Source organism: Microbacterium helvum, from assembly GCF_014779795.1.
GTDB lineage: Bacteria > Actinomycetota > Actinomycetes > Actinomycetales > Microbacteriaceae > Microbacterium > Microbacterium helvum.
Genome location: NZ_JACXZS010000001.1, coordinates 54,655 through 66,691, shown reverse-complemented (window position 1 = coordinate 66,691; position 12,037 = coordinate 54,655). Strand labels below are relative to the sequence as shown.

14 protein-coding genes are annotated in these 12,037 nt (G+C 70.8%); 5 read left to right on the top strand and 9 right to left on the bottom strand.

Going from position 1 to position 12,037, the window contains the following annotated elements; all coding sequences use genetic code 11:
• The first annotated feature begins 222 nt into the window (after window positions 1–222).
• Window positions 223–969 (top strand): sulfurtransferase, encoded by a 747-nt coding sequence (locus IF188_RS00355; protein WP_191169807.1) that lies wholly within the window; start codon window positions 223–225, stop codon window positions 967–969.
• Window positions 966–1,361 carry a DUF3054 domain-containing protein gene (locus IF188_RS00350; protein WP_191169806.1) on the top strand — a complete coding sequence of 132 codons (396 nt, stop codon included), beginning with the start codon at window positions 966–968 and terminating at the stop codon, window positions 1,359–1,361. Before IF188_RS00355 ends, IF188_RS00350 begins: the two co-directional genes overlap by 4 nt.
• Before the next feature lie 23 nt (window positions 1,362–1,384).
• On the opposite strand, the gene IF188_RS00345 is transcribed toward IF188_RS00350, so the two are convergent.
• The 5 genes from IF188_RS00345 to IF188_RS00325 all read right to left on the bottom strand — a co-directional run bounded on the left by IF188_RS00345 (window position 1,385) and on the right by IF188_RS00325 (window position 4,906).
• Window positions 1,385–1,684: a hypothetical protein gene (locus tag IF188_RS00345; protein WP_191169805.1), complete on the bottom strand. Its 300-nt coding sequence runs from the start codon at window positions 1,682–1,684 to the stop codon at window positions 1,385–1,387.
• 61 nt (window positions 1,685–1,745) lie between these two features.
• Complete coding sequence (locus tag IF188_RS00340) at window positions 1,746–2,660, bottom strand: ABC transporter substrate-binding protein (protein ID WP_191169804.1); 915 nt, start codon at window positions 2,658–2,660, stop codon at window positions 1,746–1,748.
• 28 nt (window positions 2,661–2,688) lie between these two features.
• On the bottom strand, window positions 2,689–3,414 hold the full coding sequence (locus tag IF188_RS00335; RefSeq protein WP_191169803.1) for an ABC transporter permease: 726 nt from the start codon (window positions 3,412–3,414) through the stop codon (window positions 2,689–2,691).
• Complete coding sequence (locus tag IF188_RS00330; protein WP_191169802.1) at window positions 3,411–4,085, bottom strand: ABC transporter permease; 675 nt, start codon at window positions 4,083–4,085, stop codon at window positions 3,411–3,413. The genes IF188_RS00335 and IF188_RS00330 overlap by 4 nt, the downstream gene beginning before the upstream one ends.
• Window positions 4,082–4,906, bottom strand: coding sequence for an ABC transporter ATP-binding protein (locus IF188_RS00325; protein ID WP_191169801.1), 825 nt, complete (start codon window positions 4,904–4,906; stop codon window positions 4,082–4,084). The genes IF188_RS00330 and IF188_RS00325 overlap by 4 nt, the downstream gene beginning before the upstream one ends.
• A 134-nt stretch (window positions 4,907–5,040) precedes the next feature.
• On the opposite strand from IF188_RS00325, the gene IF188_RS00320 reads away from it, so the two are divergent.
• Window positions 5,041–6,471, top strand: a complete 1,431-nt coding sequence (locus IF188_RS00320; RefSeq protein ID WP_191169800.1) for a dihydrolipoyl dehydrogenase family protein — start codon at window positions 5,041–5,043, stop codon at window positions 6,469–6,471.
• Between the two features lie 57 nt (window positions 6,472–6,528).
• On the opposite strand, the gene IF188_RS00315 is transcribed toward IF188_RS00320, so the two are convergent.
• Window positions 6,529–7,329 carry an SDR family oxidoreductase gene (locus IF188_RS00315; protein WP_191169799.1) on the bottom strand — a complete coding sequence of 267 codons (801 nt, stop codon included), beginning with the start codon at window positions 7,327–7,329 and terminating at the stop codon, window positions 6,529–6,531.
• A gap of 1 nt (window position 7,330) precedes the next feature.
• On the bottom strand, window positions 7,331–7,876 hold the full coding sequence (locus IF188_RS00310; protein ID WP_191169798.1) for a MarR family winged helix-turn-helix transcriptional regulator: 546 nt from the start codon (window positions 7,874–7,876) through the stop codon (window positions 7,331–7,333).
• 104 nt (window positions 7,877–7,980) lie between these two features.
• On the opposite strand from IF188_RS00310, the gene IF188_RS00305 reads away from it, so the two are divergent.
• Together IF188_RS00305 and IF188_RS00300 are read left to right on the top strand one after the other, a co-directional pair.
• Window positions 7,981–8,544 (top strand): PadR family transcriptional regulator, encoded by a 564-nt coding sequence (locus IF188_RS00305; RefSeq protein WP_191169797.1) that lies wholly within the window; start codon window positions 7,981–7,983, stop codon window positions 8,542–8,544.
• A 10-nt stretch (window positions 8,545–8,554) separates the two neighbouring features.
• A complete protein-coding gene (locus IF188_RS00300; protein ID WP_191169796.1) occupies window positions 8,555–10,249 on the top strand; it encodes an ABC1 kinase family protein in 1,695 nt (564 codons plus the stop codon).
• Window positions 10,250–10,334: 85 nt separating this feature from the next.
• Here IF188_RS00300 and IF188_RS00295 read toward each other — a convergent pair whose 3' ends face one another.
• Both IF188_RS00295 and IF188_RS00290 read right to left on the bottom strand, forming a co-directional pair.
• On the bottom strand, window positions 10,335–10,790 hold the full coding sequence (locus IF188_RS00295; protein WP_191169795.1) for an SRPBCC family protein: 456 nt from the start codon (window positions 10,788–10,790) through the stop codon (window positions 10,335–10,337).
• Window positions 10,791–10,874: 84 nt separating this feature from the next.
• Window positions 10,875–11,981: a fatty acid desaturase family protein gene (locus IF188_RS00290; protein WP_318152746.1), complete on the bottom strand. Its 1,107-nt coding sequence runs from the start codon at window positions 11,979–11,981 to the stop codon at window positions 10,875–10,877.
• Window positions 11,982–12,037: the final 56 nt, after the last annotated feature.

Genomic DNA, 12,037 nt, shown 5'->3' with positions numbered 1-12,037 from the left:
CGGCCGTTCGCCGGGCGGCACCTGGCCGGGAAGCGGTTCGGGGATCGTCGGATCGGTCATGATTCCTCCCGCCCGCCGCGCTCGGCGGCCATGTGACCACTCTCTGTCGCGCAGCCGCTGGGCGCCACCCCCTTGACGCGGCCGCGTCGGGACGTCAGCGATCCGTGTCGTAGCGCGTGCGAGCCCGGCGGGCGCGGCCGGAGGGTTCCGTAGGCTGGAGGTGTGGCATCCGTTCTCAACATCTCGGCGTATCTCTTCACGCGCCTCGACGACGCCGCAGACCTCAAGCCCGTGCTGCACGGGCGGGCGGTCGCTGCGGGGCTGAAGGGCACGATCCTGCTCGCCGAGGAGGGGATCAACCTCTTCCTCGCCGGCGACGCCGAGGCGGTGCGCGGCTTCGTCGCATCGCTGCGGGCCGACGCACGGTTCGCCGGGCTGACGACGAAAGAGAGCTGGTCGGGCGAGCAGCCTTTCGGGCGCATGCTCGTCAAGGTCAAGCGCGAGATCATCCGCATGGACCACCCGGCCATCCGCCCCGACGCCGGCCGGGCGCCGGCGGTCGACCCGGTGACGCTTCGCCGCTGGCTCGACGACGGCGCCGACGACGACGGACGCGAGATCGTGCTGCTCGACACGCGGAACGCGTTCGAGGTGGACTACGGCGCCTTCGAGGGCGCGCTGGACTGGCGGATCGAGCGGTTCACCCAGTTCCCGGATGCCGCCACCGCTGCCGCTGCGGAGCTCGAGGGCAAGACCGTCGTGAGCTACTGCACCGGCGGCATCCGCTGCGAGAAGGCCGCCATCTACCTGCGCGAGATCGGCGTCGAGGCCTATCAGCTGGACGGTGGCATCCTCGGCTACTTCGAGCACGTCGGCGGCGCCCACTGGAACGGCGAGTGCTTCGTCTTCGACGAGCGCGAGGCCCTCACCCCGTCGCTCGCGCCGCTCGCCGCGGAGGCGGCAGCGTGACCGGCTCGGCACCGGCCCGGACGCGCCCGACGGCTGCCGCGATCGTGCTCGCCCTGGTGCTCGACATCGCGCTCGTCGTGGCGTTCGCGGCGACCGGGCGTGCGAGCCATGACTCCGACATCTGGTCGGGCCTGTGGCAGACGTCCTGGCCGTTCCTCGCCGGCCTCGGGCTCGGCTGGCTCGTCACGCTCGGGTGGCGCGCACCCGCCGCGCCGGTGCGCACCGGCCTCGGCGTGTGGGCGGTCACCGTGGCGGGCGGGATGATGCTGCGCCTGGCGACCGGCCAGGGCACGGCGCTGCCCTTCATCATCGTGGCCTCCGTGACGCTGCTCGTCGCCCTCGTCGGCTGGCGGCTGATCGCCGCTCTCGTGCGCCGGCTGCGCCGCGGCTGACGCGGCACGCGGCGGCCGCCCCGTCAGGACGTGTGACGCAGCCCGGTCTCGATGACGATCCTGTTGCCGTCGATCACGCCGGGCCCATCGCCGGGCGTCGGCGCGGGTGCCGGCGTGATCTGCTCGGCCTCCCACACGACGCGTGCGTCCTCGGCGGTCGGCTGCCAGATCGAATCGAAGGCCGCGACTCCGCCCGTCGAGTGCGCAGGCGTCTCGCCGCGCCGGCGCCTGCGGTACGAGTCGAACGCGAACCACAGGAAGTACAGCGGCAGCAGGAAGAGCAGGGCGATGAAGCCCGTCGTCATGACCTGGCCGAACGGCATGGGTCCAGGGTAGACGCGAAGGCCGGCTCGGGGGAGCCCCGGGCCGGCCTTCGCTTCGCGCTCAGTCGAGCCCGTTGTCGGCGAGCCAGTCCTTCGCGATGTCTTCGGCCGATCGCTCGTCCTCGGTCGACTCGACGTTCATGGCGATGAGGCCCTCCGGCGTGAGCTTCGCGCTCACCGGGTTGATCACGTCGGCGATCTCGTCGGCGATGTCGGCGTTGACGACCGGCACCACGTGCGACGCGAGGAACAGCGACTCGGGGTCTTCGAGCGTCACGAGATCCTTCGTCTGGATCTGCGGGTCGGCGCTGTAGACATCGGCGACCTGGATGCCGCCCGCCACGAGCTCATCGACGGTTGTTCCCGCGGTGGCCGAGAACGAGACGGTGACGCCGTAGACATCCTTGAGGCCGGTGGGGCCGTACGGACGCGTCTCGAGCTCGGGCGCGCCGCCCAGCACCAGGCCGTCGACGTTCGCAAGGTCGGCGATCGTCTTGAGGTTGTGCTCCTCGGCGAACGCGGCGGTGACGTTGTACGAGTCCTGATCGGTGGCCGGGGACTGGTCGAGCACCGTGAGGCCGTCGGGCAGGGCGTCCTTCAGTTCGGCGTACACGTCCTCGGACTCGGTCGCCTTCGTGTCGGGTTCGAAGAACTGCAGCAGGTTGCCGGTGTACTCGGGGAACAGGTCGATCGACCCGTTCTCGATCGACGGCATGTACAGGTCGCGCTGGCCGATGGTGAAGTTGCGCTCGACGGTGAAGCCGGCGCCTTCGAGCGCCTGGGCGTAGATCTCGGCGATGATCTCGTTCGAGTAGTAGTCCTGCGACCCGATGACGATCGTCGACGACTCGGTGGCACCGCCGGCGTCGGTGCTGTCGCCGCTGAGCGGATCGTTCGAGGCGCATCCGGCGAGTGCGAGCGCCGCGGCTGCGGTGCCCGCGAGTGCGAGTGCGAGGCGGGTTCGTGCGGTGGACATTGTCGTACCTCCGATGTGGTGGTGGGGGTCAGTGAGACATCTGGACGACGGGAAGCGGAGCGGGCTGCGCATCACGTCGACGCACGCGCGGACCGGTCGTGCGGGGCACGGCGAAGCGCGCGAGCAGCGCGAACAGGCCGTCGAGGGCGAGCGCGAGGGCGACGACGACGATCGCCGCCCCGAGGATCTCGGAGTAGTTGCGGGTCTGCAGGCCCTGTATGAGGAAGAACCCGAGCCCACCCAGGCCGACATAGGCGGCGATCGTCACAGTGGCGACCACCTGCAGGCTGGCGGAGCGGAGTCCGCCGATCAGGAGCGAAAGACCCAGGGGCATCTCGATCCGGAACAGGATCTGCCACTCGGTCATTCCCATCGCCCGCCCTGCGTCGATCACCGACCGGTCGATGGCCTCGATGCCGGAGTACGTCCCGGCGAGGATCGACGGGACGGCGAGGATCACGAAGGCGGTCACGGCGGCCTCCGTCTTGAGCGTCACTCCGGCCAGCATGACGAGGAGCACGACGAGCCCGAGCGCGGGGAGCGCCCGCGCGGCGCCGGACAGGAACACCGCGATCTCTCGACCGCGGCCGGTGTGGCCGATGAGCCAGCCGAGCGGGATCGCGATCACGGACGCGATCGCCACGGATCCGAAGGTGAATGCGAGATGCTGGGCGATCGCCATCGGCAGCGTCAGCGAACCCTCCAGCCGGTCCGGCGAGAAGATCCACGCGAAGGCGTCGACGAAGTAGTTCATACGTGCGCCCACTGCAGACGGTCCATGCGCGGTGTGACGGTGCGCCGGGACCACGGCAGCAGCGCACGCCCCAGCAGAAGCAGGACGAGATCGATGAGCACCGCGATCACGACCACCGCGACGACGCCCGCGAACACCTCGGCGACGATCCGCCGTTGCGACCCGTTCGTGAACAGGTAGCCGAGGTTCTGCACGCCGATGAGGGCGCCGACCGTCGCGAGCGAGATCGTCGACATCGCGGTGACGCGCAGGCCCGCGAGGATCACGGGTCCGGCGAGCGGGAAGTCGACGGTCCAGAAGCGCCGCCATGCGCCGAATCCGACCGCGACGGCGGCGGAGCGCGTCGCCGCGTCCACCGATGCCAGACCGTCGGTGACCGAACGTGTCATGATGGCGACCGCGTAGATCGTGAGCGCGACGATGAGATTCGCCTCGGAGAGCGTCGGGATGCCCAGGAACGCCGTGATCAGCGGGAAGAGGGCGAACGACGGGATCGTGTACAGCAATCCGACGATCGTGAGCAGGGTGCCGCGCAGCGGCGTGTACCGGAACGCCAGCCAACCGATCGGCACCGCGAGGACGAACCCCGCCGCCACCGCTATCGCGCTCTGCCGCAGATGGGCGACGGTGAGCGACCAGATCAGGTCGAGGTTGTCGAGCACCCAGCTCATGCCGCGCCCTCCACGAGCACGCCCTGGGTGCGGCCGGCGGCGTCGACCAGCACCGTGCCGCGCGGCGTCTGCTTCGCGTGCAGCGCTCTCGTGCCCCGCTCGACGCCGATGAAATCGGCGACGAAGTCGCTCGCGGGGTTCTCGATGATCTGCTCGGGGGTGCCGATCTGTGCGATGCGCGCGCCCTTCTCGAGGATCACGACCTGATCGCCCAGCAGGAAGGCCTCGTCGATGTCGTGCGTGACGAACACGATCGTCTTCTCGAGCTCGCGCTGCAGCCGGATGGTCTCGGTCTGCAGCTCGCGCCGGACGATCGGGTCGACCGCGCCGAACGGTTCGTCCATCAGGAGGATGTTGGGATCGACGGCAAGAGCGCGCGCCACGCCGACGCGCTGCTGCTGGCCACCCGACAGCTGGCTCGGATACCGCTTGGCGAGTCCGCGTTCGAGGCCGACGACGTCCATGAGCTCCAGTGCCCGCTCGCGGGCCCTGCCGCGAGGCACGCCGTTCAGCACCGGCACGGTGGCGATGTTGTCGACTACGGAGAAATGGGGGAGCAGCCCGGCGTTCTGCAGCACATACCCGATCCCTCGCCGCAGCTTCACCGGGTCGCGTTCGGCGATCGGCTCGTCGTCGATCGCGATGACCCCGCCGGACGGCTCGATGAGGCGGTTGATCATGCGCAGGAGCGTGGTCTTGCCGCTGCCCGACGACCCGACGAGGACCGTCGTCTTGTGGGCGGGCATGAGCACGCTGAAGTCATCGACGGCGACGGTGCCATCCGGATACCTCTTCGAGACCGCGCGGAATTCGATCGCCATGCTGCCCTTTCGGCCGGATTTGCCAGCGGGGTTCCCACATAACCACACCCCTCCGACACGCGGACAGGATTGCGCCGCGCGGCAGAGCATGCAAGGGGTCGCTCGTGTCGCCGGGCGCCGCTACGTTGGGGCGCATGACTGCTCGGGAATACGACCTGATCGTGATCGGCGCAGGGCCGGTGGGCGAGAACATCGCGGACCGCGCCGTGCAGGGCGGCCTCTCGGCGGTGATCGTCGAGAGCGAGCTCGTGGGCGGCGAGTGCTCGTACTGGGCGTGCATCCCGTCCAAGGCGATGCTCCGGCCCGCCGCGGCGCTGCGTGCCGCGCGCGACGTCACGGGAGCCTCGGCCGCCGTGACGGGCGAGCTCGATCGCGCCGCGGTGCTGGCCCGACGCGACGAGTTCGTTCACCACTGGGACGACACGTCGCAGGTGACCTGGCTGCAGGGCGCCGGCATCGACCTGGTCCGCGGGCACGGGCGCCTCTCGGGCGAGCGCGAGGTCACGGTCATCGGCTCGGACGGCGCCGAGACGGTGCTCAGCGCCCGTCACGCCGTCGCGGTGTCGACGGGGTCCGCCGCGCTGCTGCCCGACATCCCGGGTCTGCGCGACGTGCGGCCGTGGACGAGCCGCGAGGCGACCGGCATGCGCGAGGTGCCGGCATCCCTCGCGATCCTCGGCGGCGGCGTGGTCGGCAGCGAGATGGCGACGCTGTTCACCGCGCTCGGCGTTCCGGTGACGGTCATCGCACGATCGGGGCTGCTACGCGGCGTCGAGCCGTTCGCGGGCGAGGCGGTGGCGAAGGCGCTGGCGGATGCCGGTGCCGACCTCCGCACCGGGGTCGAGGTCGAACGCGCCGAGCGCGCCGCCGACGGCCAGGTCGTGCTGGCGCTGTCGGACGGCACCGAGGTCCGCGCGGCCGAGGTGCTCGTCGCGACGGGACGCGTCCCGCGCACCGCCGACCTCGGCCTGGAGGTCGCCGGGCTCACTCCCGGGTCATGGCTCGACGTCGACGACACGCTGCGCGTGCGCGGCGTCGACTGGCTGTACGCCGTCGGCGACGTCAACCACCGCGCGCTGCTCACCCACCAGGGCAAGTACCAGGCCCGCGCCGCCGGCGACGTCATCGCCGCGCGGGCTCGGGGCGGCGCCGTGGATGACGGCGCATGGGGTGCGCACGCGGCGACCGCTGACCATTCCGCGGTTCCGCAGGTCGTGTTCACCGATCCCGAGGTCGCGGCGGTGGGCCACACCGAAGCGTCGGCGAAGAAGGCGGGGCTCGACGTCCGCGTGCTCGACTACGACCTGTCGTGGGTCGCAGGTGCGAGCGAGGTGGCCGACCACTACACCGGGCAGGCGCGGGCGATCGTCGACGAGCGGCGTCGGGTGCTCGTCGGCGCGACCTTCGTGGGCCAGGACGTCGGCGAGCTGCTGCACTCGGCGACGATCGCGATCGTCGGCGAGGTGCCACTGGAGCGCCTGTGGCATGCGGTGCCGTCGTACCCGACGATCAGCGAGGTGTGGCTGCGCTGGCTCGAGGCCTACGGTCGCCCGGCTCCCGAGTGAGCGAGGGATGCCGCGGCCCGGGGCCGCGGCATCCACTTCGTCGACGCTTGACGCAGGTCACTTCGGGTCGTTCCACGACCAGATGTCGTCGCCGCGGAGGGTCGCGTCGGCGCCGCCGTCGTCGTAGATCGTCTGGCCGGCCATGTGCGTGTTCGCCGGGCTGGTCAGCCACACCAGCAGCTCCGCGATCGACGACGCGGGCTGGTGGTGGTTGAGCGGCATCGGCACGGCCGCGTCGACCATCGCCGCGCCCTCGGGCGTCGCGAGCAGGCCCGCCGTCATCGGCGTGATCACCGTGCCGGGCGCGACGGCGTTGAGGGGGATGCCGGAGCCCGCCCAGTCGTCCGAGATCGAGGCGCGACGCACCCAGCGCGACAGCGCGCGCTTGGACGAGGGGTAGTTGAGGTAGCCGAGCTCGGGTCCCTGGGCGGCGAGCTCTTCGCCGCGCGAGACCGCGGTCGACTCGTCGCCGGCGAGCGCCGCGTCGACGAGGGCGGCATCGACGGGCTGCAGCGACGCCATCGACGACACGACGGCGGCGCGGGGCGCCTCGGACGCACGAAGGGCCGGCAGAAGCGCGGTGAGCAGCTCGGTCACGCCGAAGAAGTTGATCGACATCGTCTTGCCGATCGGTGCAGAGATGCCGGCGCACGCGATCACGCCGTCGATGACGCCGCCGGTCTTCGCGATGGCCCCGGCGGCGGCATCCGCGCGCCCTTCCGGGGTGGACAGGTCGGCTTCGACCTCGGCGCCGTGCAAGTCGATGCCGACCACGGTCTCGCCTCTGCTGCGCAGCAGCTCGGCGGTGGCGGCGCCGATGCCGGACGCGGAGCCGGTGACGACGTAGGTGCGGGGCATATCAGTCTCCTTCTGCGGGCGACGGGATCGCCGTCGCGGTGGGCCGCGGGTGTGCGGCGGGATCTTCTCGCGCGGGATCCGCGTGAGTCAGGGGAACGGGGGATTCGGTGAGCAGGCCGTCGACGAAGCGGCGCAGCAGCCCGCCGAACGCGTCGATCTCGGCGGGCGTCCAGTCGTCGAGCACGTGGTCGACCATGATCTGCCCCGCCGTGACGAGCCGGTGGAAGGCGTCCCGCCCGCGCCCGGTGAACGCGACGGTGGTCGCCCGTCCGTCGTCGGGATGGGCGGTGCGCGTCACCAGACCGTCGGCGAGCAGCCGGGCGATGAGCTTCGACGTCGTGGGGCGCGTCACGTTCAGCTCGTCGGCGAGTTCACTCGGGCGCGCGGCGCCGCCGTGGATGCCGAGGGTGTAGACCGCGCGGATCTCGGTGGGATCCAGTGCGACGCCGACGCCGCTCGCGATGCGCGCCTGGACGGTGCTCGACGACCACCGCGACATGAGCCGGGTGAGCGAGGAGAGCAGGTCGGCGCGCGGTGCGGCATCCATGACTCGACTCTACTCCTGTAATTGCCTCAGGCAACCATTTCTTGCTCGACGATATATCGGCATATATCGTCGGAGTATCGTCAGGCACTCGCCAGGAGGTCGTCATGAGCGGTACGTATCCAGGATTCGGACCCCGCCACCGCGGGCCGTCGGCACAGGGGCTCTCAGGCGGCCTCTTCGACGCGGTGGATCAGCTGCGGGAGGCGTTCGAGCAGCGCTTCGCCCCTCGTGTGGGACGCGGCGATGTGCGCGCCGCCGTGCTCGCGGTGCTCGCGGAGCAGCCGATGCACGGTTACCAGATCATCCGCGAGATCGAGGAGCGCAGCGGCGGCGCGTGGAAGCCGAGCCCCGGCTCGGTGTATCCGACCCTTCAGCTGCTGGCCGACGAGGGCCTCGTCGTCGCGGAGGAGTCGGGCGGCAAGAAGACCTACGCGCTGACCGACGCCGGTCGCGCAGAGGCCGAGGCGGGGGAGGACCAGACCGCGCCCTGGGAGGCGTTCGGCACCGCCGAGGCAGGTCGAGCCACGGCCCTGCCGAAGGCCGGGGCGAAGCTCGCGCAGGCGGCGGCGCAGGTCGCCCGCGGCGGCACGCCCGAGCAGGTCGCGCAGGCCGTCGACGTGCTGGACGAGGCGCGGCGTAGGCTCTACTCCATCCTCGCTCAGGACTGACGGGAGACCGATGGCAGACGCCGGTGACACGCGCGCCCGCTATCGGCGGATCCTGCGGTTCGCGTCGCGCTACATGGTGCAGGCGTGGTGGTTCGAGCTCGTCCTGCCGCGCTTCGGGCTGAGCGCGCTCGCCGCGCGCAACCGTCCGCAGCGCCTCGAGCACGCAGCGAAGAGGTTCCGCGTGCTCGCGGTGTCGCTCGGCGGGCTCATGATCAAGGTCGGGCAGTTCCTGTCGTCGCGCCTGGACGTCCTGCCGCCCGAGATCACGACCGAGCTGGAGGGTCTGCAGGACGAGGTCCCGCCGGTCGCTTTCCCCGCCATCCGGGCGCTCGCGGAGGCCGAGCTCGGGGCCCCCCTCGAGCGGGCGTTCGCGTGGGTCGACGAGACTCCGGTGGCCGCGGCATCCCTCGGTCAAGCCCATCGCGCACGGCTCAATCCGGAGGATGCCGCCGACACCGGCTTCGCGGATGTCGTGGTGAAGGTGCAGCGACCGGGCATCGACGCGATCGTCGACGTCGACCTCGCGGCGCTGCGGCGGGTGGCGGCGTGGCTCAGCCGTGTGCGCGTGGTGCGCGACCACGTCGACCTGCCGGCGCTCGTGGAGGAGTTCGCGAGCACCAGCCGCGACGAGATCGACTATGTGCTCGAGGCCCGCAACGCGGCGCGGTTCGCCGAGAACTTCGCGGGCGACGACCGGGTGACCGTGCCGGAGGTGGCGTGGGAGCGCACCACGCGACGCGTCCTGGTGCTCGCCGACGTCACCGCGATCAAGATCACGGATGTCGACGGACTGCGCGCAGCCGGCATCGACCCGGCGGCCGTCGCGAAAGAGTTCGCGAACGTCATGTTCGACCAGCTGTTCGTGGACGGCTACTTCCACGCCGATCCGCACCCCGGCAACATCTTCGTCACGCCGGCACAGCCGGACGCCGCACCGGGAGCCCGCCCCTGGAGGCTCACGTTCGTCGACTTCGGGATGATGGGCGAGGTGCCCGATACGCTGCGCACCGGCCTGCAGCAGCTGATCATCGCGGTGGCCGCGCGCGACAGCAAGAAGATGGTCGCGAGCATCCGCGAGGTCGGCGCGCTGCTGCCGTCCGCCGACACGGGCGAGCTCGAACGCGCCATGACGGCGCTGTTCGCGCGATTCGGCGGCATGGGCTTCGCCGAGCTGCAGAAGGTCGATCCCCGCGAGTTCCAGGACTTCGCCACCGAGTTCGGCGACGTGGTGCGCTCGCTGCCGTTCCAGCTGCCCGAGAACTTCCTGCTGATCGTGCGGGCGATCTCGCTCACGAGCGGCGTGTGCAGCGCGCTGGACCCGGCGTTCAACGTGTGGGACGCCGTCGAGCCCTACGCCGACCAGCTGCTGCGCGACCAGAGCGGCAACCTCGTGCAGGGGTTCGCGCGCGAGGCGGTGTCGGTCGCCGGCGTCGTGGCGCGGCTGCCGAAGCGGCTCGACGAGATGGTGTCGCAGATCGTCGACGGCAGACTCGTGGCCGAGGTGCCCAAGCTCGACCAGAAGCTTCGACGACTGGAACGCATGGGTCGCCGTGCCGTGTCGGCGGTGCTGTTCGCGGGGCTGCTGATCAGCGGTGCCGTGCTGCGCTCGCAGGACCTCGTGATCGGCACCGTGCTCATGATCGTGTCGGTGCTGCCGCTGCTGCACACGCTGTTCTCGGGGTTCCTCCGGCGCCCCGGCGAATGAGGCCGCGCGCCGCGTGACCACGAGGGTCGCCCCGACGCGCCGGTGATGGATGCCGCGACCCGGCCGGTCGCGGCATCCATCGGCGTCAGCTCGCGACGTCGCCGCGCCAGGCGCCGGTCTCGCGCGGGGCGTTCTCGATGAACTCCTTGAAGTTCTGCAGGTCCTTCTTGACGGCGTGCGAGCCGGCTCCGACGAGCGACCCGAGCTTCTCCAGGGCGTCCGTCGGCTCCCAGTCGATCTGCACGGCGACGCGCGAACGGGTGTCGCTGAGCCGGTGGAACGTCACGACGCCGGCGTGCGCCGTGTCGCCGCCGACGCTGCGCCACGCCACTCGCTCGTCGGGATGCTGCTCGGTGATCTCGGCGTCGAACTCGCGCTCGAACGGCCCGACCCGCACCTTCCAGTGGTTGTGCGTGTCGTCGAGCTGAGTGATCGACACGACCTCGTCGAGGAACTTCGGGAAGCTCTCGAACTGGGTCCACTGGTTGTAGGCCATGGTGACCCGCACGTCGACGTCGATGGTCTCGATGATCTGAGTCATGACTCGAGCGTGCACTGGCCGGCCGCCTCACGGCACCGGGTTGACGAACGGCGGGCGCCCGTCTATGCGGAGCGCCGCGCGCGGTCAGGCCCTGCGGTAGGTCGCCACGACCGGGCAGTCGAACGGGTCGCGCGCGGCGAGGCCGACGCGGTTGAGGTAGTCGATCACGATGCCGTACGAGCGCCACAGCGACGTCTCGACGTAGGGGACGCCCAGCGCGTGGGAGTGGTCGATCACGATCGCTCGGGCACGGGCCAGATGCGGCCGGGCCATGCTCGGGAACAGATGGTGCTCGATCTGGTAGTTCAGGCCGCCCATGAGCCAGGTCGCCCACCAGCCGCCGGAGATGTTGCGCGAGGTGCGGACCTGCTTGCTGAAGAAGTCGAGCTTCGCGTCGGGGGCGATGACGGCCATCCCCTTGTGGTTCGGCGCGAACGAGGCTCCCATGTACACGCCGAAGACGGCCAGCTGCACGCCCAGGAAGGCGAACGCCATGCCCAGCGGGAGGAAGACGAAGACCGGCGTCCACACCAGGGCGAACCGCGCGGCCAGCAGGCCGAGCTCGACGTACCGGCCCTTCACCGGTGCTCGCCCGAACAGGTGGCGGAAGGCGAGGAAGTGCAGATTCAGGCCTTCGAGGGTGAGCAGCGGGAAGAACAGCCACCCCTGCCGGCGGGTGACGAGGCGGCGCAGTCCGCGCGCCTGCGCGGCGTCGGCATCGAGGAACGAGATCGTGTCGACTTCGATGTCGGGGTCCTTGCCGACGCGATTCGGGTTCGCGTGATGGCGGGTGTGCTTGTTCGCCCACCACGAGTAGCTCATGCCGACGACGCCGTTGCCGAGCAGCCGGGCGAGCCGGTCGTTGGCCGGCCCCGATGCGAGGATCTGGCGGTGGGCGGCCTCGTGAGAGAGGAAGGCGACCTGCGTGAAGAGCACGCCCAGGGCGGCCGCGATCAGCAGCTGGTACCAGGAGTGGCCCAGCAGGACGAAGCCGGTGATCGCACCGCCGAAGGCGAGGGCGATGGCCAGTCCGACACCGCCGTAGAACCAGGGTGCGCGGCGCATGAGGCCGGTCTCGCGGATGACCTGCGCGACATCGGTGTAGGCGCGGGCGAGAGGCGGGAACTCCGTCGTTCCGGCGTAGCTCTGACGGACGGGACCGAGCCGAGGCTCGAGAGCGGTGGAGGAGATGGGAGCACCTGTGGATTCGATCGGGACCGCGGTGGCCGTGAAAGCCAAGGGCGGAT